Source organism: Banduia mediterranea (genome assembly GCF_031846245.1).
Lineage (GTDB): Bacteria > Pseudomonadota > Gammaproteobacteria > Nevskiales > Nevskiaceae > Banduia > Banduia mediterranea.
The window spans coordinates 1-25259 of sequence record NZ_JAVRIC010000036.1; the positions used below are offsets into that span (position 1 = coordinate 1).

Annotated in this window: 21 protein-coding genes and 2 pseudogenes; 11 read left to right on the top strand and 12 right to left on the bottom strand. The window is 64.5% G+C overall.

Annotated features, from left to right (window positions below):
- The first annotated feature begins 223 nt into the window (after positions 1–223).
- Positions 224–805: a helix-turn-helix domain-containing protein gene (locus RM530_RS19105; RefSeq protein ID WP_432276115.1), complete on the top strand. Its 582-nt coding sequence runs from the start codon at positions 224–226 to the stop codon at positions 803–805.
- Between the two features lie 102 nt (positions 806–907).
- On the opposite strand, the gene RM530_RS17300 is transcribed toward RM530_RS19105, so the two are convergent.
- From RM530_RS17300 to RM530_RS17310, 3 genes are read right to left on the bottom strand one after another with little or no spacing between them, the layout of a single operon-like run.
- The gene (locus tag RM530_RS17300; RefSeq protein WP_311366512.1) at positions 908–1903 is read right to left on the bottom strand and encodes an SWIM zinc finger family protein; all 996 of its coding nucleotides are present in this window, start codon (positions 1901–1903) and stop codon (positions 908–910) included.
- Positions 1904–1911: 8 nt separating this feature from the next.
- On the bottom strand, positions 1912–4569 hold the full coding sequence (locus RM530_RS17305; protein ID WP_311366513.1) for a DEAD/DEAH box helicase: 2658 nt from the start codon (positions 4567–4569) through the stop codon (positions 1912–1914).
- A 26-nt stretch (positions 4570–4595) separates the two neighbouring features.
- Positions 4596–5507 (bottom strand): alpha/beta hydrolase, encoded by a 912-nt coding sequence (locus tag RM530_RS17310; RefSeq protein WP_311366514.1) that lies wholly within the window; start codon positions 5505–5507, stop codon positions 4596–4598.
- Positions 5508–5644: 137 nt separating this feature from the next.
- Between RM530_RS17310 and RM530_RS19110 the strand changes: the two are divergent.
- Positions 5645–6386: pseudogene (locus tag RM530_RS19110) on the top strand (transposase).
- Positions 6387–6591: 205 nt separating this feature from the next.
- Here RM530_RS19110 and RM530_RS17320 read toward each other — a convergent pair.
- Both RM530_RS17320 and RM530_RS17325 read right to left on the bottom strand, forming a co-directional pair.
- Entirely contained in the window at positions 6592–7515 is a 924-nt protein-coding gene (locus RM530_RS17320; RefSeq protein WP_311366516.1) for a hypothetical protein, read from the bottom strand.
- A 275-nt stretch (positions 7516–7790) separates the two neighbouring features.
- Positions 7791–9053, bottom strand: a complete 1263-nt coding sequence (locus RM530_RS17325) for a DEAD/DEAH box helicase (RefSeq protein WP_311366517.1) — start codon at positions 9051–9053, stop codon at positions 7791–7793.
- A gap of 271 nt (positions 9054–9324) precedes the next feature.
- On the opposite strand from RM530_RS17325, the gene trxA reads away from it, so the two are divergent.
- Together trxA and rho are read left to right on the top strand one after the other, a co-directional pair.
- Entirely contained in the window at positions 9325–9660 is a 336-nt protein-coding gene (gene trxA, locus RM530_RS17330; protein WP_311366518.1) for a thioredoxin TrxA, read from the top strand.
- Between the two features lie 174 nt (positions 9661–9834).
- Positions 9835–11154 carry a transcription termination factor Rho gene (rho, locus tag RM530_RS17335; RefSeq protein ID WP_311366532.1) on the top strand — a complete coding sequence of 440 codons (1320 nt, stop codon included), beginning with the start codon at positions 9835–9837 and terminating at the stop codon, positions 11152–11154.
- A gap of 71 nt (positions 11155–11225) precedes the next feature.
- Here rho and RM530_RS17340 read toward each other — a convergent pair whose 3' ends face one another.
- The 4 genes from RM530_RS17340 to RM530_RS17355 form a co-directional block, all read right to left on the bottom strand.
- Complete coding sequence (locus RM530_RS17340; protein WP_311366519.1) at positions 11226–11822, bottom strand: glutathione S-transferase N-terminal domain-containing protein; 597 nt, start codon at positions 11820–11822, stop codon at positions 11226–11228.
- Entirely contained in the window at positions 11819–13123 is a 1305-nt protein-coding gene (purD, locus tag RM530_RS17345; RefSeq protein WP_311366520.1) for a phosphoribosylamine--glycine ligase, read from the bottom strand. Before purD ends, RM530_RS17340 begins: the two co-directional genes overlap by 4 nt.
- A 105-nt stretch (positions 13124–13228) precedes the next feature.
- Positions 13229–14086 carry an alpha/beta fold hydrolase gene (locus RM530_RS17350; protein ID WP_311366521.1) on the bottom strand — a complete coding sequence of 286 codons (858 nt, stop codon included), beginning with the start codon at positions 14084–14086 and terminating at the stop codon, positions 13229–13231.
- Positions 14083–14676 carry a 2-hydroxychromene-2-carboxylate isomerase gene (locus RM530_RS17355; RefSeq protein WP_311366522.1) on the bottom strand — a complete coding sequence of 198 codons (594 nt, stop codon included), beginning with the start codon at positions 14674–14676 and terminating at the stop codon, positions 14083–14085. The genes RM530_RS17350 and RM530_RS17355 overlap by 4 nt, the downstream gene beginning before the upstream one ends.
- Before the next feature lie 196 nt (positions 14677–14872).
- On the opposite strand from RM530_RS17355, the gene RM530_RS17360 reads away from it, so the two are divergent.
- The gene (locus tag RM530_RS17360; protein ID WP_311366523.1) at positions 14873–15679 is read left to right on the top strand and encodes a proteasome-type protease; all 807 of its coding nucleotides are present in this window, start codon (positions 14873–14875) and stop codon (positions 15677–15679) included.
- A gap of 82 nt (positions 15680–15761) precedes the next feature.
- On the opposite strand, the gene RM530_RS17365 is transcribed toward RM530_RS17360, so the two are convergent.
- From RM530_RS17365 to RM530_RS17375, 3 genes are all read right to left on the bottom strand, one after another.
- Positions 15762–16691, bottom strand: coding sequence for an alpha-E domain-containing protein (locus RM530_RS17365; RefSeq protein WP_311366524.1), 930 nt, complete (start codon positions 16689–16691; stop codon positions 15762–15764).
- Positions 16691–18205 carry a circularly permuted type 2 ATP-grasp protein gene (locus RM530_RS17370; RefSeq protein ID WP_349256275.1) on the bottom strand — a complete coding sequence of 505 codons (1515 nt, stop codon included), beginning with the start codon at positions 18203–18205 and terminating at the stop codon, positions 16691–16693. Before RM530_RS17370 ends, RM530_RS17365 begins: the two co-directional genes overlap by 1 nt.
- Before the next feature lie 132 nt (positions 18206–18337).
- Entirely contained in the window at positions 18338–21655 is a 3318-nt protein-coding gene (locus RM530_RS17375; protein ID WP_311366526.1) for a transglutaminase family protein, read from the bottom strand.
- A 165-nt stretch (positions 21656–21820) separates the two neighbouring features.
- Between RM530_RS17375 and minC the strand changes: the two genes are divergently transcribed.
- From minC to RM530_RS17405, 6 genes and pseudogenes are all read left to right on the top strand, one after another.
- Positions 21821–22501 (top strand): septum site-determining protein MinC, encoded by a 681-nt coding sequence (gene minC, locus RM530_RS17380; protein ID WP_311366527.1) that lies wholly within the window; start codon positions 21821–21823, stop codon positions 22499–22501.
- Positions 22502–22572: 71 nt separating this feature from the next.
- On the top strand, positions 22573–23385 hold the full coding sequence (minD, locus tag RM530_RS17385) for a septum site-determining protein MinD (protein WP_311366528.1): 813 nt from the start codon (positions 22573–22575) through the stop codon (positions 23383–23385).
- On the top strand, positions 23385–23648 hold the full coding sequence (gene minE / locus RM530_RS17390) for a cell division topological specificity factor MinE (RefSeq protein ID WP_311366529.1): 264 nt from the start codon (positions 23385–23387) through the stop codon (positions 23646–23648). The genes minD and minE overlap by 1 nt, the downstream gene beginning before the upstream one ends.
- A gap of 80 nt (positions 23649–23728) precedes the next feature.
- Positions 23729–24112, top strand: coding sequence for a DUF4168 domain-containing protein (locus RM530_RS17395; RefSeq protein WP_311366530.1), 384 nt, complete (start codon positions 23729–23731; stop codon positions 24110–24112).
- 79 nt (positions 24113–24191) lie between these two features.
- Positions 24192–24332 (top strand): hypothetical protein, encoded by a 141-nt coding sequence (locus tag RM530_RS17400; RefSeq protein WP_311366531.1) that lies wholly within the window; start codon positions 24192–24194, stop codon positions 24330–24332.
- Positions 24333–24551: 219 nt separating this feature from the next.
- Positions 24552–25136: pseudogene (locus RM530_RS17405) on the top strand (error-prone DNA polymerase); the annotation flags it as partial.
- Positions 25137–25259 lie beyond the last annotated feature (123 nt).

The window sequence follows — 25259 nt, forward strand, 5'->3', positions numbered from 1 at the left end:
AACAGCATAGACCCGCACAGGGACTCCGCCACTGACTATGAAGCCCTGTCCGTTCAACGCAACGCCCCGCGCTGGATCAAGGCCCTGACCAAGTTCGGCTTCATCGCACCAGCCAGCGCCTGATCATTCGCTGCCTCCTCAGCATGACCTTTGTTGGTCAGGGACTCGCTCGCTCTTGATTCGGGTTCTTTCACGCTAAATAAAGGCGAGCTTGCCGGCGGAAATGAACCTGGCAGGCGATGTCCATGGCGAGACCACGTCGTATCGACACGAATCTGGTGACGCAGGCCCAAGCGGCGGTGGCGAAAGCAACCAGCTTGGAGGAGTTTCGCTGCGCGCAAGCGGTGCTGCTGCCGGCGCTGTTGGGCGCCACGCTGGAACAGACGGCCGCAGTGCTGGGCGTCGTCGCGAGTTGCTGTCGTTGGAGGGGGGACGCCACTTTCTGGCGCCTTGGGCCGAGGACTGCAGGGCCGGCGGGGTCTTGGTCGTGTCGCCTATCCGTGCCGCGCTGGCGCAGAAGCTGGGTCGGCCGGTGGCCGCTTCGGTCGTGTATCGCCTGTTGGCGCGGCATGGCTGGCGCAGAGTCGCTCCGGACACCCGGCATCCGAAGAGCGATCCGAAGGTTCAGGAGGACTGGAAAAAAACTGCCCGAAACAGTGGCGGCCTTCCTGAAACCCGGATGCGCCCGAACTCAATCCCCAGGAACATGGCTGGGATGAACTGCGCGAGAAGGAGTTTCCCAATCGGGTCTTTGCCGATCTCGACAGCGTCGTCTGCCAACTCGAAGCCGGACTTTCGCGTTTGACCGTAAATCCGACAGGCCTTCGCAGCCTCACCGCGTGGCCCTGGATTGTCGGTCTCAACTTGAACGCGACTTGGAATCAGCGCTGGTCCAGCCACCGCTTCTTCAGCTCCGCTCCCGCATCGTCCGCCGATGCAGGCGCTTCAGAGCCGTCAGCGAATCCGGATGGGCGTTGAGCCGCGCCGGCCCCAGAGACTCCCAGCGCTTGATCGTGGGGCCCGTGACGTCCAGCTTCATGCCGAAGGCGGACCTCGACAGGCCGAGCCGCTTGCGCAGGGCGGCGACGGCATCGCCGGTCGGGATGAATTCGGCTGCGGCGCGTTTGGATACCTTCCTGGCGGGCGCGGCCGCGGTTTTCTTTTTGACCGCCTGGGGCGCCGCCGCCGGGGTTTCGTCGAACTCGACGCCGAAGATCGCGCCGAGCTGGTCGGCGGCCAGCGCGCCGTCGGCGCTGGCGCGGTCTGCGGACGGGGCGGTGAAGCCGGAATCGATCAGTTCGACGGCGTCCACGCCGCGCAGTTGGAACAGCAGTTCCGGCTGATGGTCCAGGCGATTGCCGATGCCGTACAGCGCGGCGGCGACGTGCTTGCACATCTCGGCCCAGTCCGGGCAACTGCAGCGGAGCTTCATTTCGCCGGGCCGGGGGAACAGGCCCTGCTCGCGGTTGGCGACGGCGCGCATCACCGGTTCCGACAGCCGGCCCTGCAGCAAGGCCAGCAGCGATTCGATCTCGCCGGCGCATTGGCGCTTGAGCGCGTCCCAGGCCGCCGCACCGAAGGGGGTGATGTCGATTTCGACGCGGTACATCTCGCTGCCGATCACGCGCGCCTCGATGCGGCCCGATTCGATCCGAAGGTCGCAGACGGCGTTGTTGCGGACGTAGCTGCGTCCGCGTGGCAAACGGTTTTCAAAGTCCGAGAACGATTCCAGGTGACGGCACCAGCCCTTGCCCCAGAAGCTTAGGGCAATGTGGCGGCCTTCGATGCGCACCGGTTGCATGTCGCCGAGGCGCCTGGCCAGTTTTTCGGTCTGACGCGCCGCTTTCGCGCGCCGCTGAGCAACCGGCACATAAGGTTTCCACGGTCCGAATCGGTTTGACATGTGCTTTCCTACATCAGAGCGTGCTTGAGGTCCAGGCGCACCAGCTCCAGCAGTTGCTCATCCGGCAGCTCGCTCAGCTTGACCTCGCCGGCGCCGGCCAGCAGTTCGTCGGACAGCTTCTGCTTGTCGGCGATCAGCGCGTCGATGCGCTCTTCGATGGTACCGCGCGTGACGAACTTGTGGACCAGCACATGCCGCTTCTGGCCGATGCGAAACGCCCGGTCGGTGGCCTGGTTTTCGACCGCGGGGTTCCACCAGCGGTCGAAATGGATCACGTGGTTGGCGGCGGTGAGGTTGAGCCCGGTGCCGCCGGCCTTCAAGGACAACACCAGGAACGGTGGACCGTCCGCGGCCTGGAAGCGGTCGACGATGTCCTGGCGCGCGCGCACTGCGGTTTCGCCGTGCAGGCTCAGCCCCGGCCGGCCGAAGATGCCGGCCAGATGCTGCGACAGCGGGTTGATGACTTCGCGGAACTGCGTGAAGACCAGCACCCGGTCCTGGCGCTCCGCAAGCTCTTCGCAAAGCTCCGTCAGACGCTGGAACTTGCCGCTGGCGGCCGTCTCGAAAGCACCGTCGCCGTTCAGTTGGCTGGGATGGTTGCAGACCTGCTTGAGGCGCATCAGCGTTTGCAGAACGAGGCCGGAGCGCGCGATGCCTTCGGCGGAGTCGAGCGCTCGGGTAAGGTTTTCGACCACCTGCTGATACAGCCGCGCCTGCGGCCTGGACAAGGTGCAGAACTGCGGCGTCTCGGTCTTGGGCGGCAGATCGGCGATGATGCTGCGGTCGGTCTTCATGCGCCGCAGGACGTAGGGCGAGACCAGTTGCCGCAGCGGCGCGTAGGACGGTTCCGGGCCCGCGCCTAGGCGTTTGGCAAAGGTCTTGAAGGCTGTTGCATTGCCGAGCAGGCCGGGGTTGATGAAGTCGAACAGCGACCACAGGTCGCCGAGCCGGTTTTCGACCGGCGTGCCGGTCAGGGCGATGCGGGCCTGCGCCTTGAGCGCCTTGACCGCCTTGCTTTGCCGTGTGCCGGGGTTCTTGATCGCCTGTGCTTCGTCCAGGATCACCAGCCGCCAGTCCACGTCGCGCAGCCAGGGCTGGCGGTGCAGCATGGAATAGGTGGTCACGACCAGTTCGCAGGCGCCGAGCACAGCCGGAGTTTCGGCGATGCGGACCAGTTCGTCACGCGCGGTTTCCGCCGGATGCAGGAATTGCAGTTTCAGAGAAGGCGCGAAGCGCTGCGCCTCGCCTCGCCAGTTGCCGAGCAGCGATGCCGGCACCACCAGCAGCGAGGGACTTGCTGCGGCGCCGCGCAGGCTCAGCAGCAACGCCAGCACCTGCACGGTCTTGCCCAGGCCCATGTCGTCGGCGAGGCAGGCGCCGAGCCCCAGCCGACTCAAAAAATGCAGCCAATTCACGCCATGGCGCTGGTAGGGGCGCAGCTGCGCCTTGAGGCCGCGAATGACGTCCAGATTGTGCAGCTGCGAGGGATCGCGCAGTTCCGCCAAGGTTCCGCGTAGCGTCGGGCCGGCCTCCACGAAGCTCCAGTCGCGGACCTGGGCTACGCTGTCGTCGCCCAGGTCGGTCGGCGCGCCGGCCAGCAGGCGCATGCCTTCGATGAAGCCGATTTCGCCGCTGCGCGTCTGCCGCTCGACACTGCGCCAGTGATCCAGAGCCTGCCGCAGCCGTTCGTGATCGACTTCGATCCAGCGGCCCTTGAACAGCACCAGACCGTCACCGCCGCTCAGCAGGGCTTCGGTGTCGGCCGCGCTCAGCTTCTCGTCGCCCAGCGCCAGGTTCAGATCGAAATCCAGCACGGCGTCGAGGCCCAGCCCCGCGCCCTGGCGTTGCTCCACGCTCAGCTTCACCTGCGGCCGCGGCCGGGCTTTCCACCAGTCCGGAATGCGCACCGTGAGGCCGCAATTCTCGAGCTGCGGCACGCTTTTCAGCAAGCGGTGGGCGGCCGGCGGCGCCCAGGCGTGCGGGCGGTAGATATCGCCGCTGCTCATCAGCTCGCGCAGCCAGGGTTCGCGTTCGGATGCCTGCTGCAGGGGCGTCAGCAGGTGCAGCAGCGCGGCGCGGTTGCGTGCCCCAGCGTACTGTTCCAGCGCCTTGCCGAGCGGCAGATGGCGCAGGCGCCCGGCGTCGCCGAGGCCGCTGGTGTAGGTGGCCATGAACGCGAACGGCCGCTCCGGATCGGCCTTGTTCTCCGCCAGATGCAGACATACACGGCCGACCTGGCGCCACTTCGGCGCACGTTTTTCGATGAAGCGACCCAGGCCGCGGTCCGCTTTCAGCGTTTGCTGGACCCACCCGTCCAGCGTCTGCCAGATTTCCAGCAGTACGTCGGCCGACAGGTACTCGCCGCCGGACAGCGGCGGCGCGCCGACAATCCAGCCGTCGAGCCGGGCCGGTGTCGGCGGCGGCACGCCGGTATCGGCGGCATCCGGCGGGAGGTGACACAGGCCCGTCAGGTAACTTTCGGAAATACCCTGCCAGTAGCGCAGGCTCGGCCAGGCGTGCGTCTGCGGCCGGCGCGCGGCCAGCAGAAACAGCCCTTCGCGCCAGTTGGCGTCGAAAATGCCGGCGATGTCCCTGTCCGGAAATTCGGCGCCGGTGGATTCGATCCAGTGGAGTTGCGTGGCCGGAGAAAGCTGGATTTCGGGCATGGGGCCAGTTTACGGCGCCGCTTTCATCAGCGCCCGCGCAAACGGTTGCCGAGCCAGTTCAGCACCAGCCGCTCGACCTCGTGACGATTGGTTTCGTGCAGCAGTTCGTGGCGGGCGCCGGCGAAACTGCGCACCTCCACGTCCTGCAGGCCGGCCTTGCGATAGGCGCGCGCGAGCCGCGCCGGGCCACGGCCGCTGTTGCCGACGGGGTCCTCGCTGCCGGAGATCAGCAGTACCGGCAGGCGCGAATCGAGTGGCCGCAAGCGTCTCGGCGAGCTGAGGGTGCCGCAGGCGCCGAGCGTGTCGGCCCACAGCGATGCAGTGACGCGAAAACCGCACAGTGGATCGGCGATGTAGCGATCGACCTCGTCGGCATCGCGTGACAGCCAGTCGAAGGCGGTGCGATTGGGTCGGAAGCGGCGATTGAACGGGCCGAAGCCCAGCCGTTGTCCGATCGCGCTCGGATGACGCGGTCCCTTGGCGGCGATTTCGGCGCGCAGCAAGGCCAGCCCGAGGGGCCGCAGGCGGCCCAGATCGCCGGTGGTGGCCGACAGCACCACGCCAGCGAGTTCGCGGCTGTGATCGAGCATCAGGTGCTGGGTCAGGAAGCTGCCCATGCTGTGGCCGAACACGAAACGCGGCAGACTCGGATGCTGCCGGTTCACGTAGTCCTTCACCGCCTCGACGCTGGCCAGCGCGAAGCTCCAGCCGTGGCGGTCGGCGAAGTGGCCGCGCACGTCGCCGTCGGCGATGCATTGGCCGTGCCCCGGCAAGTCGTGCGCGTAGACGGCAAAGCCGGCCGCCACCAGGCGCTGCGCGAATGCGGCGTAGCGGCCGCCATGTTCGGCCATGCCGTGCACGATCTGCACCGCCCCCAAAGGATCGGGCGGCGACCACGCGTGCAGATGCAGATTGCGTTCCCGCCAACGAATCAGCATGTTCGGTCTATCGTCCGGTCCTCAGTCTCAAGTGAGACCGGCCCGCGCCCCCGCGCTCATGGCCGAAGGCCGCCAGCGACGCATAGGGCGCCTGGGTTGCGCTACGGTGGACCGACTTGGCATCAGGACTCTTGCCCATGCTGCTGACCCGTCTGTTGAATGCCTGTCATCACTTCCCCGGCTTCGTCTACGAGGCCGCCCACCTTGTGCCAGGCCTGCGGAATCATCGAAGTCGACGTGCGCCCCGCTGCGGAACACGCCCGATCTGCTCGGGCGGCGGCCGGCGCTGCAGCGGCTACGATCAGTTGCCGCAACGCCGCTTCGAGTTCATCCCGATCTGGGGCTTTGCGATGGTTCTACTGTATGCCATGCGCCGCGTGCAATGTCGATCCTGCGGGGTGAAGGTTGAGCAGGTGCCCTGGGGCATCGGCAAGCACACGCTGACCAAAGCCTACATGCTGTTCCTAGCGCAATGGGCGCGCCGGCTGTCGTGGCAGGAGACGGCGCGGGCGTTTCACACCAGTTGGGAGAAGGTTTCCAGGCCGTCGAATGGGTCGTCGGAGTACGAGTCTCTGGGAGGACGAGTCACCCACCTGGGCCGGCAAGTTCCTCGATCAGTGGTGCACCCAGGTCATGTGCTCGCGCATCGAGCCCATGAAGAAATTCGTCCGCCCCCTGCGTGGACACCGCGAGTTGCTGCTCAACTATTTCCGTGCCCGAAAACAGTTCTCCAGCGGGGTTGCCGAAGGCCTCAACAACAAAGGCAAAGTCACCATGAGAAAAGCCTGCGGTTTCCCCACCTTCCGAGCCACCGAAATCGTCCTCTATCATGTACTTGGAAAACTACCCGAGCCTCAGCTCACCCACAGATTCTGCTGACGAACCTTTTTTGAGTTCCTTGACGGGTGCGTCATCCCCGAAGCGAGCCTTAGGCTGGGCTCGACCATAGACAGGGAAGGACTGGAGCCCGATGGACTCCGGTCCTTTGTCCGGACGCTTGGTGTCAGACTTACCGTAGCGCTGCGGACTACAGACTGAATCGGATGCTCCGCCCTCGCGTTCCTACCGCGCGCATCGCCTTCGATCAGCCGCCGCTGGTGCCCAGATCGGAATCGCTGCTGTCGGTGTCGCCGAAAGCGGTAGTGGTGTCGTCGTTCGAATCGTTCGACGAGTCGCCCAGTTCCGAGTCGCCCTCGCCGATATCGGATTCGGCGAACGCCTCGTCGCGATCAAGCCTCTCACCATCGCCCACTTCGCTGTCACCGGTCTCGTTAGCATCGCCCGCTACACCTTCGGGCTTCGAGGTTTCGAAGCTGCGCGAGCTTGAGCTTTCGGTGGATAGGCCTACGCTGGAATCGTTGAGCGCGGCATCACGATTGGTGCCAGCGCTGCGTTCGATGTCGACGCCCGTATCGCTACGCGAAATCGAGGAGGAACGATCGGCGCTGCTGTCGTAGCCCGCCTCGAAATCGCCGACACTCAATTGGCCGCTCGCTTCACGATTCACCGAGCGGCTACCGTCTTCGCTTTCGCGGCTCGAATGGAACTCGCTGCTGCTTTCGACGGACTGTTCCCCGAGCGTGCCGCGGGTGCTGGAGCTGAGGTCCACGCCGTCATCGTCGTGCGAAATCTCCGTCTCACGGTCGAGATCGCTCAGCCCGGGCAGAGAGTCCTGCAGTTCGCCGTCACCGGCATCCATTTCGGAGAGCTCGCTGTCCCCGGCTTCGGATCGCGCATCACTCAAACGGGAGTGTGCATCATCCGCCGAGTCTTGCAGCCGGTCGCGCAGCTCGCCGCGAGATTCCATGCGCTCGGCGCGCGCATCTTCAAAGTTGGAGCGCAGTTCGCCGGCACGGTCGCTCAAGCTGCTGTCGGCGTTGCCACCGAGCTGAACCGAGTCGGCGCCCTCGGATTCGGTGCCGAGCACGCCACCGGCGAAGACCGGTGCGGACATCAGACCGAGCGCGATGACGGCCGGCGCAATGATTGGGGTGGTTTTCTTGTTCATGGGATGAACCTCCTTGTAGGGGACTTGGAATGTGTGTCTTCCCGATGGGTTTCACCCTAAGCCGATGCTGTGAACTCGCCCTGAAAAGACTTGTTCAGCTCTGCGGGCTTGGCCTGTGAGTCCTTGAGGCGTGTGGCGGGGTGGTCCGTTGAGTCGGGCAGTGTGACCGTCAGTCCCGTCAATCCCGTCAATCCACGGTCCGTGCCGCGGGAACCCGAAATCCACGCCGGGTCACCGAATGCCGCGTGGAGCCAGGATCAAGCCGATTGCGTGCGCTATCGGCGCGCGCGTTGCCGGCCACCGCCATTGTTGCCGCCCCGTCGCGGCGCCCGGTTCGGGTCGCGCGGCCGTCGTGGTGCGCTCACGAAGTCCTTGGGCATGATGTCGTCGATGCCGGTCATCACCGGAATGCGCGCACCCAGGTAACGTTCGATGTCAGGCAGCGAGTAGACCCAGGTTTCGCAGCACAGCGAAATCGCGTCGCCCTCGGCGCCGGCGCGCGCGGTACGGCCGATGCGGTGCACGTAGTCTTCCGGATCCTGCGGCAGGTCGTAGTTGATGACGTGGGTCACGCCATCGATATGCAGGCCGCGCGCGGCGACATCGGTCGCCACCACCACCGGCAATTCGCCGCTCTTGAACTGTTCGAGCAGCTTGAGCCGTTTCGGCTGCGGTACGTCCCCGGACAGGGTGCTGGCTTCGAATTTGTTGGCACGCAGGGTGTCTTCCACGTGCTCGGCGGTGCGCTTGGTGTTGACGAACACCAGGGTGCGATTCGGCGCATGGTGTTGCATCAGGCCGACCAGCATCTTCAGCTTTTCATCGTTGGCGACATGGATCAGCGACTGGCGCACACGGTCCGCGGTGAGCTGTTCGGCTTCCACGGTAATACGCGTCGGACTGTTCATGTGCTCGTAGGCCAGCTCCATGACGCGGTGCGACAGCGTGGCCGAGAACAGATGGTTGCTGCGCTGCGTGGCCGGCGGCATGCGTCGCAGCATGAAGCGGATGTCGCTGATGAAGCCGAGATCGAACATGCGGTCGGCTTCGTCGAGCACCACGACTTCAATGTGGCGCAGGGTGTAGACCTTCTGCTTGAGGTAGTCGATCAGGCGGCCCGGGGTGCCGATCAGGATGTCGACCCCGGCCGACAGCTCCTGGCGCTGAGGTTCGTAGCCGGTACCGCCGTAGACCACCGCGATCTTGAGGCCGGTGTTGCGCGCCAGTTCTTCGGCGTCCTTGTGAATCTGCACCACCAGCTCGCGAGTCGGCGCGAGAATCAGCGATCGCGGCGCACCCGGTTCGCCCTTGGCGGTCGATTTCAGCAGGCGGTCGAGAATCGCCAGCAGAAAGGCCGCGGTCTTGCCGGTGCCGGTCTGCGCCTGGCCGGCGACATCGCGTCCGGCCAGCGCCAGAGGCAGGCTTTTGGCCTGGATCGGAGTGCAGCGGTCGAAGCCCAGAGTCTGGAGATTGGCGAGCAGCCGGGGGTCAAGATTGAGCTGCGCGAAGCGTACGTTGGATAGATGGTCGTCTTGCATGGGTTCTTTTATAGGCGGGATCGCTTGCAATGCGGCGCCGGATCGGCTCCAATAGCCGCAACTCCTACGCCGTCCCGTCGCCTGTCGCTCGATTCAGACCGAGGCAAAGCGGTTGAACGGCTGCATCGCAATCCCCAAGAACACCATCATAACAGCCCAACAGTAGCGCCCGCGGCCCAGCCGCGCTGATGCGTACTGAGGGATCAGGATTAGCGAACCAGTAGATTGCGCCATTCGTTTGGCTTTCCTTTGCGTCCTTTGGAGTAATCCGATGAGCGAAAACATTTCCGCCGTGACCGATGCCAGCTTCGAGCAGGAGGTCCTGAAGAGCGACATTCCCGTCCTTGTGGACTTCTGGGCCGAATGGTGCGGTCCATGCCGCATGATCGCCCCGATCCTCGATCAGGTGGCGGGCGAGAACGTCGGCAAGCTCAAGGTCGTCAAGCTCAATGTCGATGAAAATACCGAAACGCCGCAGAAATTCGCGATCCGCGGCATTCCCACAATGATCCTGTTCAAGGATGGCAAACCCGCCGCTACTCAGGTGGGAGCCGTGCACAAGGCACAGCTCACCGCCTTTGTGACACCCCACGTTACCGCAGCCTAAATCATGAAACCACGTCGTCGCCCTCGTCAGAATCATTCGTTCGATGCCAATGGAAATGGCGGGGACACGGAAAAGCGCGGCAAGCGCGGCGGCGGCGGTGGAGGTCCTCGTCCCGCCCCGATGATGGGGGATGACCTGACCGAAGAAGAAGAAGCCGCTGCGCTCGCCGTGGGTATGCCGGAGCCGGTCATCGGCCCGGACGGCCAGCCGCTGCCGCCGCCGCCGCCCAAGGTTCTCAATATTTCCGATCTCAAGCGCAAGACGGCGTCCGAGTTGCTGGAAATGGCGACCAATCTCGGGATCGAGAACATCTCGCGCAACAAGAAGCAGGATATCGTCTTCCAGCTGCTGAAGGCCGCGGCTCGCCGTGGCGAGCAGATCTACGGCGATGGCGTGCTGGAAATCCTGCAGGACGGCTACGGCTTCCTGCGGGCGCCGGACAGCTCCTACAGCGCCGGTCCGGACGACATCTACGTGTCGCCCAGCCAGATTCGCCGCTTCAGCCTGCGCACCGGCGACACCATCGCCGGACGAATCCGCACGCCCAAGGACAACGAGCGCTATTTCGCGCTGCTCAAGGTCGACACCATCAACTACGAGGCGCCGGAAGTCTCGAAGAAGAAAGTCAACTTCGAGAACCTGACGCCGCTGTTCCCGGATTCACGCTTCCAGATGGAGCGCGGCAACGGCTCCACCGAAGACATCACCGCGCGCATCATCGATCTGGTGGCGCCGTTCGGCAAAGGCCAGCGTGGCCTGATCGTGTCGCCGCCCAAGGCCGGCAAGACGATCTTCCTGCAGAACATGGCGCAGTCGCTGATGGCGAACTATCCGGACGTCTATCTGATCGTGCTGCTGATCGACGAGCGCCCGGAAGAAGTCACCGACATGCAGCGCACGGTGCGCGGCGAAGTCGTGGCCTCGACCTTCGACGAGCCGGCGGTGCGTCACGTGCAGGTCGCCGAAATGGTGATCGAGAAGGCCAAGCGCCTGGTCGAGCACAAGCGCGACGTAGTGGTGCTGCTCGATTCGATCACGCGACTGGCGCGTGCCTACAACACCGTGGCGCCCAGCTCCGGCAAGGTGCTCACCGGCGGTGTCGACGCCAATGCCTTGCAGAAGCCCAAGCGCTTCTTCGGTGCCGCGCGCAACGTCGAGGAAGGCGGCTCGCTGACGATCATCGCCACGGCCCTGGTCGATACCGGCTCGAAGATGGATGAAGTCATCTATGAGGAGTTCAAGGGCACCGGCAACATGGAAATTCATCTGGAGCGCCGCATTGCCGAGAAGCGCATCTTCCCGGCCATCAACATCAACCGTTCGGGCACTCGCAAGGAAGAGCTGATAATGGATGCCGGTGACCTTCAGAAGGTCTGGATCCTGCGCAAACTGCTGCACGACATGGACGAAGTCGGTGCGGTGGAACTGCTGATCGACCGCATGAAGCAGACCAAGACCAACTCGCAGTTCTTCGAGGCGATGAAGCGCAACTGAGGCTTCACCGCTCGAAATCAAAAAAGGCGCCTGTGTGGCGCCTTTTTTGTGGGCGATGCCCGGTGCGACGATCAAGCGCTCGGTGGCGCCGTCGCCAGAATCGCGGGACGCGCGCAGACCGCCCGGTACCAGGCCGCAAGTCTGGGCCGCTTTTCGCGCCATTCATCCTTGGCAAAGCGCAGATCGAGATAGGCCAGCGCGCAGACCAGGGACACTTCGCCGATGGTAAAGCTGCCTTCTTCCGGCACATCGGCTTCGGCCGCGTCCAGCGCGCTGTTGACGGCCAGAATCTGCCGCGCGATGACGGCGTTCGAACGCTGCGCCTCCGGCCGGCTCAGCTCCAGGCGCCGGCGGATCGCGGCGTCGCAAATGCCGTCACCCAGCACTTGCCGGCGCAATGCCGTCCAGCGTGCCGGACCCGGTGCCGGGAAAAAGCGCGAGCCGCCCAGCGCATCCAGGTATTCGCAGATCAGCGGTGAATCGAACAAGGTGCTGCCGTCGTCGAGTTCCAGCGCCGGAACCTGACACAGCGGATTGATCGCGCGCAGGCTCTCGTCATTCCAGGGATCGACGGTGACACCGCTGATGCGATCGGCCATTCCGAGTTCCTGCACCAACAGCCGAACCTTGCGCGCAAATGGCGAAGTCAACGAATAGAACAGCCTCATCCATGCTCCTTTTCGCGCTCGATGGCGCGCCAACCGATGTCGCGGCGATACTGCACGCCGTCCCACCCGATCTGTGCGACGGCCGCATACGCCTCGGCCCGGGCCGCCTCGACGCTGGCGCCGGTCGCGCATACGCAGAGCACGCGGCCGCCGGCGGTGACGACGCCCTCGTCCGATTCGGCGGTACCCGCGTGAAACACCTTGACGTTGGTGGCGTGCGCTCGCTCCAGCCCCTGAATCGCGACGCCTTTGCGGTAGCTGCCGGGATAGCCGCCCGCGGCCATGACCACGCCCAGGGCGGGTTCGGGATTCCACGCCGGGTCCGGCATCGCGGCCAGTTTTCCGTCGACGGCGGCCTGAAGCAGGCCGAACAGGTCCGATTGCAGGCGAAACAGCACCGGCTGGGTCTCGGGGTCACCGAAGCGTACATTGAACTCGATCACCGACGGCGCGCCGTCCGGCGTGATCATCAGTCCTGCGTAGAGAAAGCCGGTGAACGGCACGCCATCCGCCAGCATGCCGACGAGCGTCGGCTCGATGACTTCGCGGCGGATGCGGGCATCGACTTCGGGCGTGACCACGGGAGCCGGCGAATAGGCGCCCATGCCGCCGGTGTTCGGACCGGTGTCACCGTCGCCGATACGTTTGTGGTCCTGGCTGGTCGCCATCGCCACGTAGTCGCGGCCGCTGGCCACGATGATGAAGCTGGCTTCCTCGCCGCTCAGAAAATCCTCGATCACGACGCGTGCGCCGGCCTGACCGAGCCAGTCGCCGCCGAGCATGCCGCGCACTGCATCGCAGGCCTCGTCCACCGAGACCGCCACGACCACGCCCTTGCCGGCCGCGAGGCCATCGGCCTTGATCACGATGGGCGCGCCGCGGGCCTTGATGTAGGACAGCGCGGGTTCGACTTCGGTAAACACCGCATAGCCCGCCGTTGGAATTCGATGGCGGGCCAGAAAATCCTTGGTGTAGGCCTTGGAGGATTCGAGCTGCGCGGCCGCGCGCGTCGGACCGAAGATGCGCAGTCCCTCGGCCGTGAAGCGGTCGACGATGCCGAGTGCCAGCGGTGCTTCGGGGCCGACCACGGTGAAATCGACCGCTTCACGTTTCGCGAGTTCGAGCAGGGCTTCCACGTCTTCGGCCGCGATCGCGACATTGCGGCACTTGGGCTCGGTGGAGGTGCCGGCATTGCCGGGCGCGACCAGGATTTCCCGCACCTCCGCCGACTGCGCCAGTTTCCACGCCAGCGCGTGTTCGCGGCCGCCGCCGCCGATGACCAACAGTTTCGCCACGTTCATGTTCACCTGTTCACCGGGATCGACCCGGCGGCGCGGTCGCGGCGCCGGCCCGGAGCGTCCCCAAAAGAGTGCATAGGGTAGCCGATGCCTGGGCCGAACCGCTCCTCAAGCCAGGAACTCGCGCAGCAGAGTCGCGGTCGCCTCGGGGGCATCGAGGTGCAGCATGTGACCGGCATCCGCGATCACTTCATGGCGGTGGTCGGCGAAGCAGTCCAGGATGGATTGGCGCAAGTCCGTGGGCGTGGCGAGCACGAACGGTGATTGTGCACCGTCGATCAGCAGCGTGGGTGCCCGCACCTCACGCCAGATCGCCCGGGAATGCTCCAATTGGTACGGCAGCGGCGTATTCATCCGGTGTATCGGATCGGCGAGTACCGTGACGCCGCCGCCAGCATCCGGGCGTGACCAGCGACGCGATACCCATTCGGCCCTGGGGCCGGACAAGCGCGGATAGAGCCGGCCGATGATCGCGGCGAAGGCTTCCGCGCTGGCGTAGCGTTTGACTTCCGGTGGTCGTGCCAGCGAGTCCAGCCAGCCGCGATACCGTTTCGCGGCGCTGTCCATGGGCATGTCCTGCATGAACAGGCCATCGAGCAGGGCCAGGCGCTTGACCCGTTCCGGCCGCAGCCCGGCGTAGAGACTCGCGATCTGTGCGCCCATGCTGTGGCCGAGCAGACACAGGGGCTCCGAACCGCAATAGTGCGCGACCAGCGCGTCCACGTCGGCGACGTAGTCCGGGAACCAATAGGTATCACCGCTCCACTGACTGTGCCCGAAACCGCGCAGATCGGGAACGACGATCTGCCAGTGCTCGGCCAGAGGCGCCAACATCGGTTCGAAGGTCCGCGCGGTATCCGACCAGCCGTGCAGTACGAACAGCCATGGCCGATCGGCCGCGCCGAGACGGCGCACGTGAAATCGCAGACCGCGAATGCGCAGGAATTCGGAACGCGGTGCACTCACGCAGCGAGTTTGCCCGAGAGCCAGACGTCCATCAGCGGCAGGCGGTCATTGCCCCAGAACATCTGGTCGTCGATGTAGAAGGTCGGCGCGCCGAAGACGCCGCGCGCCACCGCCTCCTCGGTATTGCTCCTCAGTTGCTGCTTGACGGCCGGCGCCTGCACTGCCTTGAGTACTGCAGGCGCGTCGAAACCGTGCTCGTGCAGCACGGTTTCGACGACCTCCGTCTGACCAATGTCCTTGCCATCCACCCAGTAGGCGCGCATCGCCGCCAGTGCCCAGTCGGACGCGCGCTCATCGCCGATCGCGCAGGCGGCGCGCTGTGCCAATAGACTGTTGACCGGGAAGACCTGAGGCCAGTTCAATGGCTCGCCGTAGTAGGCCGCCCAGAGCTTCACGTCCTTGAACAGGTACTTGCCCTTGGCCGGAATCGCCGCGGGCATTTTGTTGCCGGTGGCCTGAAACGTCGCGCCGAGCAGAAACGGCTTCCAGTTCAGCGTGGCCTTGTGGCGGTCGACCAGGGCGCCGATCTGGGTGGCGGCCAGATAGGTGTAGGGGCTTGCGGCGTCCCAGTAGAAGTCGATACTTGCCATGCGGTGCACCAAAGTTGAGCAGGTAAAATCGAGTGTTGCATGTGCACCAAGACGGGCACAAGTTATGCTTGTTCCTGTTACCCTCCGAGTGGGGGCAGCGGTACCGACAGTCCAGGCGCCGTGCCGTGCGCGGGATTTCAAACCTACAGACCAGAGCCCGGCCAGAGTCCGGACCCAGGGCCATGCCAAGCAGAACATGACGTATTGCGTCGCCATCAAGGTCAATGATGGACTCGTTTTCACCTCCGATACGCGTACCAGCGCCGGGGTGGACGATGTCCGTACCTATAACAAGATGCACGTGTTCGAATACCCCGGCGAACGGGTCTTCGTACTGATGTCGGCCGGCAATCTGGCGACCACGCAATCCGTGCTGACGCAGATCCGCCGCGACCTCGCGGCGCCGGTAGTGCCGATGAGCCTGATGCTGGCCAAGCACATGTACGATGCCGCCGAGTATGTTGGCTCGCTGTCGGTCAACGCCCAGAAGGGGGTGTCGCAGCAGTCGCAGTTCGGGGGGGTGGACCTGCGCGCCACCTTGATTCTGGGTGGGCAGATCGCGGGCGAGGAGCCAGCGCTCTACATGATCTATCCGGAAGGCAATTGCATCGCTTCCTCACCGGAGATGCCGTACCTGCAGATCGGCGAGAACAAGTACGGCAAGCCGATTCTGGATCGCATCATCCACGAGGACACCAGCCTGGAAGACGCCGCGCGCTGCGCGCTGGTCTCGCTGGATTCGACGATGCGATCGAACATTTCGGTCGGTCCACCGCTGGACCTGTCGATCATCCGCACCGACGGCATGCAGATCGATCAAAAATTGCGCCTGGACCTGGATACACCGTTCTATGCATCCCTCAAGGAATCCTGGGCGCGCAATATCGCGGCGATCTTCACCAATCTGCCGCGCTTCGAATGGGAATCGGAAGTCTCGCCGCAGCAGGACATGTTGATCGACGAGATCAAGCCGGATCAGCCACCGGTGCGGCGCATCGTCTGAACGGGCGGCGGGTCGCAATATCGCCGCGAACCGTCATTCGGCGTGACTGCCTGTGAGTGAGCTGCCGCCCGTGAGCTGCCGTCTATGAGCTGAAGTAGCTGCCGGCGATTTCCTGGTGCAGACGACCGATCCCGATCTGGATCTCGTCCATGAAATCGCCAAGCCCGGATTCGACCAGGGCGTCGATATCCGCATCGCGCGTCAGCGCCTTCACGCGTTGCAGCGCGCGTTCCACCGGCCGCTTGTTCGGCAACTGCGGCAGCAGTTTCTCGATGCGCAGGAAGTGATGCGTGACGGAGCGCGGGAAGTCCCGGTTCTGCAGCAGATAGCGCAGCACATGCGGGCCGGTGACCCGCAGGCGCACGTCACGCCGGTACATCTGCAGCCCGGCCAGGGAACGCAGCACACTCATCCACTGGATGTTGTCGAAGGGGCGCAGTTCCTCGCCGTGCGCGGACTGGATCAGACCGGTGGAGCGAACATCGATGATGCGTGTGGTCATGTCCGCCTGCTCCAGATTGGAGCCGATGCGCAGCACCTGGAACGCGACATCGCGCGTCATGCTGGCGTAGATCGCGCCCCACACCGTCAGGCATTGGTCCATCACGCGGGCCAGGAAATCGGCGCGATAGCGCCGGCTCAGCACGCGTTCGCCGCTGCCCTGAACGAACAGGTTGAGGTCGTTGACCTTCTCCCAGGTCTCGCGTGGCATGGTGTCGCGCGTGGTGCGCAGGATTTCGCGGGCGCGATGCAGCGAGGTGATCACCGATCCGGGATTTTCGTCGTCGAGCAGCAGGAAGCGCACCACGTCGGTTTCCTCGGCGTTGTCGTACAGCCGCCGGAAGTCCTGCTGGCCGCCGACAATGTCCACCAGCGAATCCCAGCTGAACTGGATCTTCTTCGGCAGGTCGAGCATCAGCTGGGTGTTGACGTTGATCAGGCGTGCCGTGCTTTCGGCGCGTTGCAGATAGCGACCGAACCAGTAAATGTCGTCAGCGACCCGCGAAAGCATCAGCGGCGTCCTCCGCGTTGCGATTGTTTTTGGGAACTGCCGGCTCCCGACTGTGTTTGCGTCATCGATTCGTGGTCGTCGAGATCGACCACCCAGGTGTCCTTGGCGCCGCCGCCCTGCGAGGAGTTGACCACCAGCGAGCCCTTGACCATCGCCACGCGCGTGAGGCCGCCCATGGTGACATACGGCTGGTCACGCGACAGGATGAACGGTCGCAGGTCCAGATGGCGCGGCTCGGCCGCCCCGCCGTCGACGAGAGTGGGCGCGGTGGACAGCGACAATGTCGGCTGCGCCATGTAGTTGCGCGGATTGGATTGAATCAGCTCGCGAAATTTCTCGCGCTCCTTCCTGGTCGACTTGGGGCCGATCAGCATGCCGTAGCCGCCGGATTCGTTGGCCGGCTTGACCACCAGCTTGTCGAGATTGGCGAGCACATGCTCGCGGTCCTTGTCGCGTGCGCACAGAAAGCTCGGTACGTTCGGCAGGATCGGCTCCTCGCCCAGGTAATACTTGATCATCGCTGGTACGTAGGCGTAGACCACCTTGTCGTCGGCGACGCCGGCACCCGGCGCATTGGCCAGCCCGACCTTGCCGGCCCGCCAGGCGCGGATCAGGCCGGGCACGCCGAGGATCGAATCGGGGCGAAAGACCTCGGGGTCGAGGAACAGGTCGTCGATGCGGCGGTAGATCACATCGACCCGCTCCGGGCCGAAGATCGTGCGAATGTAGACGCAGTCATCATCATCCACGAACAGATCCGGACCTTCGACCAGCTCGATTCCCATCTGCTGCGCCAGATAGCAGTGCTCGAAATAGGCGCTGTTGTAGATGCCCGGCGTCAGCAGCACGATGTTCGGAACATCGCCGCTGCGCGGCGAGAGTCCGGCCAGCATGTCGTAGAGCTGCGCGGGGTAGTCGTCGACCGGCAGGATCGTGGTGGTCTCGAACATTTCCGGAAACACGCGCTTGGTCACAGCGCGGTTCTCCATCATGTACGACACACCGGACGGCACGCGCAGATTGTCTTCGAGCACGTACATCGTGCCGTCGATGTTGCGTACCAGATCGGAACCGCAGATGTGGGCCCACACGCCGTTTCCGGTCTTGTGGCCGACGCACTGCTTGCGGAAATTCTGTGAGTCGGCGAGTACCCATTTCGGAAACACGCGATCCTTGATGATCTTCTGTTCGGAATAGATGTCGGCGATGAAGTGATTGAGCGCGGTAACGCGCTGCTTCAGGCCGGCCTCGGTACGGTCCCACTCCGGTTTGGCGATCACGCGCGGAATCAGGTCGAACGGCCAGGCACGATCGACATTGCGTCCCTCGGTGTAGACCGTGAACGAGATGCCCATCACCTTGATCGCGAGTTCGGCGGCCAGGCGGCGTTCTGCAAGATCCTGCGTGGACAGATCATCCAGGTAGTCGCACAGCTGCTTCGCCGCAGGACGTGGCACGCCCGGCGCTTCGAACAATTCGTCATAGGTGTCCGACTGGTACTTCCGCCAATCGATCGCCATGCCTTACGGCGCTCCTGTCTTGTATGAGTTTTGGACGCGAATCGGATTCGGTGGATCGCATGCCTGAATCGGGCAGTCGCAATGTTCTTGCCACGCGTGCAGGTTCGTCGATCGCAGGTCCATCAATCAGCTTCGCTTGCGCAAATCCAGTGTACACGGGTATTCGCGGTCGACCGCAGGCGGTGCGCAGTCGTAGTAGGACGGCGTCTGCCCCTGCCGTTCGAAGCGCGACAATCGCCGCGATTCCGCCTCGAGGCCGTTGATCGGGAAGGTCTCGTAATTGCGCCCGGCCGGATGCGCCACGTGATAGACGCAGCCGGAGACGGCGCGCCGGTTCCAGGTGTCATAGAGGTCGAAGGTCAGCGGTGCGTGCATGCCGATCGTGGGATGCAGGCAGGACCAGGGCTGCCAGGCGCGGTAGCGCACGCCGGCCACCGATTCGCCCTCGGTGCCGGTGGCCGCCAGCGGCACCGCGCGGCCGTTGCAGGCCACCCAGTAGCGATCGCCATTGAGCCCGCTGGCGCGGACCTGCAGGCGTTCCAGCGAGGAATCGACGTAGCGGGAGGTGCCGCCGCCACCGGCTTCCTCGCCGAGCACCGGCCAGGGTTCGAGTGCATGGCGAAGCTCCAGCTCGATGTCGCCGAACTGCACGGAGCCATGTCGCGGGAAACGGAATTCGAAATGCGGGTCGAACCAGCCGGATTCGAACGGATAGCCGGCCAGTTGCAGCTCCTCCAGCACCTGCTTGAAGTCCTGCCAGACATAGTGCGGCAGCATGAAACGATCATGCAGCTGCGTACCCCAGCGCACCAGCGGCCGCTTGTACGGCTGCTCCCAGAACCAGGCGATCAGTGCCCGTACCAGCAACTGCTGGGTCAGGCTCATCAAGGGATGCGGCGGCATTTCGAAGCCGCGAAACTCGACCAGACCGAGGCGGCCCGTCGCCGATTCCGGCGCGTAGAGTTTGTCGATGCAGATTTCGGTGCGGTGGGTGTTGCCGGTCAGGTCGATCAAAAGATTGCGCAGGATGCGGTCGACCAGCCAGGGCTGGATCGCGCCGCCCGGCTCGGGAATTTCGGACAGCGCCAGTTCCACTTCGTAGAGCTGCGAATCGCGGCCTTCATCGATACGCGGATGCTGCGAGGTCGGGCCGATGAACATGCCCGAGAACAGGTAGGACAGCGAGGGATGGTTCTGCCAGAAACGGATCATGCTGGCGAGCACGTCGGGTCGCCGCAGGAACGGGCTGTCGCTCGGATGCGCGGCGCCGACCACAATGTGGTTGCCGCCGCCGGTGCCGACGGCGCGACCGTCGATCAGAAACTTCTCGGTGGTCAGGCGCGACAGCCGCGCTTCCTCGTAGATTGCCAGGGTATTTTCGCGCAGTTCGTCCCAGGAATGCGCCGGGTGGATGTTGACCTCGATCACGCCCGGGTCCGGAGTGATCTTGATCAGGTTGAGTCTGCCGTCGCTCGGCGCCGGATAACCTTCGATGCGCAGCGGCGCGCCGATTTCGGCGGCCACGTCCTCGGCGGCGGCGACCAGATCGAGAAAGTCCTCCGTGGTTTCGACCGGCGGCATGAACAGATTGATCCGGCCGTCACGCGCCTCCACCGACAGGGCGGTGCGGACGTTGCCGCCCTGGTAGTGCGCGCCCTGAGGCTCGGGTTTCGGCTGGCGCCGTTCCTCGGTGAGACGCTGTTCGCTGCGCGCATCGGGCTGACCGCGCGACTGCAGAAACGGCTGGCGCGAAGGATCGCGGTCCGGCAGCGGCGGCACCTGCCGCGTCGGGTCGGCGACCACCGCGAATGGATACTCCGTGGCCGGCAGCCACGGCAGCGCGTCCAGCGGCATGCGCAGGCCAATCGGCGAGTCGCCGGGAATCAGCAGCAGATTGCCGTTGCGGAAATTCCAGCGCTCGCTGATCCAGGGGCGGCCCGCCAGCGCCTGCCAGCGCTGCACCGGCAGCACATAGCCGCGCGGAGCGTCGAGCCCGCGTTCGAACACGCGCGACAGGCGTGCGCGCTCTTCCGGATCGCCGAGCCTGTTCTTGATCGCATCGACGTTGTTCGGCAGTAGCCGCTCGCGATGCATGTAGTAATAGGCATCCTCGTAGGCCGGCAGCACGTTCTCCGGGGCCACCGAAAGTCGCCTGGCCAGGCCGAGGATGAAGCGCTCCGCCATTTCATTGGTGGCGGATTTGGGGTCTTCCGACAGCGGCGTGGTCCACATCGGCTTGCCGTCGCCGCGCCAGTACAGCGTGTACACCCAGCGTGGCAATGATTCACCCGGATACCATTTGCCCTGGCCGTAGCTGATCAGGCCATCGGGCGCGAAGCGCTCGCGCAAGCGCAGCAGCAGGTCGTAGGCCAGTTTCTGCTTGGTCGGACCGACCGCCGCGATGTTCCATTCCTCGCCCTGCATGTCATCCAGGGAGACGAAGGTGGGTTCGCCGCCCATGGTCAGGCGCACGTCCAGTTCGTTCAGCCTGGTTTCCACCGCCGCACCGAGGGCGTCGACATCGGACCACTGCGCTTCGCGGTAGGGTTGGGTGACCCGCGGCGCCTCGTACAGGCGGCGCACATCCATGTGATGTTCGAACTCGACCTCGCATTCGTCCACGGCGCCACTGATCGGCGCGGCCGAGGCCGGCTCCGGCGTGGCCGACAGCGGGATGTGGCCCTCCGCCGTGAGCAGGCCGGAAGTCGGGTCCAAGCCGACCCAGCCGGCACCGGGGAGATAGACCTCGGTCCAGGCGTGCAGGTCGGTGAAGTCGAACTCGGCGCCGCTGGGGCCGTCCAGCGACTTCACGTCCGGCTTGAGCTGGATCAGGTAGCCGGACACGAACCGCGCCGCCAAGCCGAGATTGCGCAGGATCTGCACCAGCAACCAGGCCGAGTCGCGGCACGAGCCGGAACCGGCGGTCAAGGTTTCTTCCGGCGTCTGCACGCCGGGTTCCATGCGAATCAGGTATTTGACGTGTTGCTGCAAGGTCTGATTGATTTCGACCAGAAAGTCGATGGTCTTGTCGGCCTTGCGCGGTACCGATTTCAGGTATTTCTCAAGGCGGCGGCCGACACGCGCGGGTCTCAGGAAGGGCTTGAGATCCTCCACCAGGGCCTCGTCGTAGCGGAACGGGAACGTGTCGGCGCTCGGTTCCACGAAGAAGTCGAAGGGGTTGTACGCCGCCATTTCGGCAACGAGGTCCACGGTGACCTGGAATTTCGTGACCTTTTCCGGAAACACGACGCGCGCCTGCCAGTTGCTGTACGGATCCTGTTGCCAGTTGAGGAAGTGCGGCTCGGGTTCGATCTTGAGCGAGTACGACAACACCCGCGTCTTGGCGTGCGGCGCCGGGCGCAGACGGATGATCTGCGGCGACAGCGTGACCGGGCGGTCATAGCTGTATTCGGTACGATGCGTCAGCGCGACGTGGATGCTCATGGCGAACGTGGATTTCCGTTGCTCTGTGTGTTCGCCCGATTGGCAAGCCAAGCGGGCAGTGCGTGTGCTTCGGCGGACGATGCCTGAGCGCATTGCAAATTGTGCACCACTCGCGGCCGGTACAGTCGCTGGGCGATACTTGCATCATCACTTTAAATGAACATCATGGCTTCCAAACACGCTGCGCTTGAACTCAAGGGGCAAATGCTCTCCGTTACCCACATCAAACTGCGGGCGGCGGATACTGCGGCGGCAACGGCGCAGTTGCAGGAATGGGCGCGCCAGATGCCGGATTCGGTTGCCGGCATGCCGGTGGTGCTGGATGCCGCGGAGCCGACTGATCTTGCGGCGCTGCTGACGCCGATGCGGGAGATCGGTCTGCAACCGCTCGCGGTGCTCGAAGGTCCGCTCGGCGAGGCGGCGCGTGAACTCGGGCTGGCCGTGCTCGACGAGACCAGTCTGGGCGCCGGCCGCGCACCGCGTGCCGCACCGCCGCCGCCAGCGCCGGCCGCACACAAGCCGGCGCGCATGGCGCTGGAACCGGTGCGCTCCGGTCAGCAGATCTACGCCGAAGGCGCCGATGTGGTGGTCGTCAACAGCGTCAGCGTCGGCGCCGAGGTGATCGCCGACGGCTGCGTCCATGTCTACGGTTCTCTGCGCGGGCGCGCCATCGCTGGCGCCAGGGGTGACGAGAACGCCCGGATTTTCTGTCGGCATTTCGAAGCCGAGCTGGTGGCGGTGGCGGGTGTCTATGCCGTCGCCGAGCAGATGCAGGGTAATTTGCGCGGCAAGGCCGTGCAGGTGTTCCTGGATCGCGGCAAGCTGATGATCGAAAAGCTCGACTGACCCGAATCGAATCAAGGGAACCCGCCGGGCACCCGGTCCTAGGCGGGCCCAAACCTTTCCAAGGAGCAGCAGTGGCAAAAATCGTTGTAGTGACGTCCGGTAAAGGCGGCGTCGGCAAAACCACCACGAGTGCCTCGTTCGCCACCGGCCTGGCGTTGCGCGGCCACAAGACCGTGGTCATCGACTTCGACGTGGGTCTGCGCAATCTCGATCTGATCATGGGATGCGAGCGTCGCGTGGTCTATGACTTCGTCAATGTGATCCAGGGCGAGGCGACGCTGCGCCAGGCGCTGATCAAGGACAAGCGCATCGAAACCCTGTCGATCCTCGCCGCGAGCCAGACCCGCGACAAGGACGCGCTGTCCGAGGATGGCGTGGAGCGCGTGCTCAAGGAACTGGCCGAGGAATTCGAATTCATCATCTGCGATTCGCCGGCCGGCATCGAGAAAGGCGCGCTGATGGCGATGTATTTCGCCGATGAGGCCCTGGTCGTGACCAATCCGGAAGTCTCCTCGGTGCGTGACTCCGATCGCGTGCTGGGTCTGCTGTCGAGCAAGACCCGCAAGGCCGAAAAGGGCGAGGGCCGGATCAAGGAACATCTGGTGCTGACGCGCTACAACCCGGCGCGCGTCACCAAGGGTGAAATGCTGTCGGTGGAGGACGTCACCGACATTCTGGCGATTCCGCTGATGGGCGTGATCCCCGAGTCGCAGGCGGTATTGACCTCGTCGAACGCGGGAACCCCGGTGATCGCCGACGACACCTCGGACGCCGGCCAGGCCTACAGTGATCTGGTGGCCCGCTTCCTTGGCGAAGACAAGCCGATGCGGTTCCTGAGTGCCGACAAGAAGGGCTTGCTGGGTCGATTGTTTGGAGGCGCCTGATGGACTGGCTGAAACTATTCCGCAGTGACGACAAGAAAGGCGCGTCCGCCTCGCTGGCGCGCGAGCGGCTCAAGGTCGTGGTCATGCACCAGCGCGAAGGCCGTGCCAACGGACCCAACTGGTTGCCGAATTTGCGCGAGGAACTGCTGGGCGTGGTTCGCCGCTATATCCAGGTGGCCGACAGCGCGGTGCAGGTCAATGTGCAGCGCGAAGACGGTTGTGAAGTTCTGGAGATGAATATCGTCTTGCCGGACAAGGATTGAACTTGTCGGCAGTCAGTCGGTCGCAAATGAGGGGGCAGAGTGATCTGCCCCTTTTTCTTTTTGCGAAACAGGAGATTCAGATGCGCAAGCACCTCACTGTCGGCATCGTGCTGGCGAGCCTGGCCACCGCGCCATTGGCATTTGCCCAGCTGCAGGAACCGGCGTCGCCGCAATCACCGATGACTCAGACCCCGCAGGTCACACCCGTCAGCGAGGCGGAGATCGACCAGTTCGTTGCTTCCGCACAGGACGTGCGGCGCATCAATGCCGAAGTCCAGCCGAAGCTCAAGGCCGCCGGAGACGCCCAGGCACAGACCGAAATCAAGCAGGACGCCGCCGAGAACATGAAGGCGGCGATCGAGGACAACGGACTGAGCGTGTCGCGCTATCAGGAAATCTACCTGGCCATGCAGACCAATCCCGAGGTCGCGCAGAAGGTCCAGTCGCAGCTCAAGACGCAGTAGCCGGACCCTCGGCAGGCTTCGGCCACATGGCCTCGATCGCGCGTCGGCGATAAGCTGGCGGCTTCTGCGGAGTTCCCTGATGAAGCTGCTCGTCAATATCGATGTCGACGATCTCGGCCGGGCCGAAGCTTTCCGTTCGCAGGCGCTCGGCCGGAGCGCCCCCCGGTTCGCGAGGTCGAGACGGCCCTGTGACCCAATCGCCGGACCGAATCCCGCCTGATGCTGTGGCTGTGTCTGCATCCCACGCGATTGTCCCTGGTGGCGTTGATGCCGCCGCCCGGCCGTACGCTCGCCGTCACCGAACGCCGCGGCAGCCGCCGCTGGGTGCTGGCCTGTACCGACGAGCGCGTGACGCCCGGCACCGATCTGGCCCAGGTGCAGGCGCTGTATCCGGGCATCGAAGGGCATCCCCGCGAGCGCGAGGCGGAAGCCGAGATGTCTGAACATTGCGAACCGCTGCGGATTCACGCTCGATCAGCTGCACTACCGGTATCCGCACGAGGTCGTCGGCGCAGGACACACCGCCATCAGTTGGCTGCGCCACCTGTGCGAACAGGGCATGTCGAACCGCTGGCCCGAAGGCGTCAGTGCGCGGAATCGCCAAGGTATCGAGGACGAACTGGCGCTGATTGCGGAGCGACAGTGCGAGCATTTCTTCCTGACGGTTGAGGATGTGGTGCGCTGGGCACGCAGCCGGGGAATTTTGTGCCAGGGCCGTGGCAGCGCCGCCAATTCGCTGGTCTGTTTCGTCCTCGGCATCACCAAAGTCGCCCCGGATCGCTCGCGCATGTTGTTCGCGCGCTTCATGTCGCGCGAACGCGAGGAGCTGCCGGACATCGACGTGGACTTCGAGCACCAGCGCCGCGAGGAGGTGATCCAGTACATCTACGAAAAATATGGCCGTGACCGTGCCGCGATCGCCGCCACGGTGATTCACTACCGCCCGCGCATGGCAGTTCGCGATGTTGGTCGCGCACTGGGCCAGTCGCCGGACCTGATTGATCGCATGGCCAAATCACTGGCCTGAAGGCTCGTTGATTCGAGTTGTTACCTTTATTTATTAACGAATCCTTACGGTTGTAGGGGAGCGTTTTCAATGCCGCCTACAACTTATCAAGTATTTACGGCGTTAACTGTCGAACTCGGG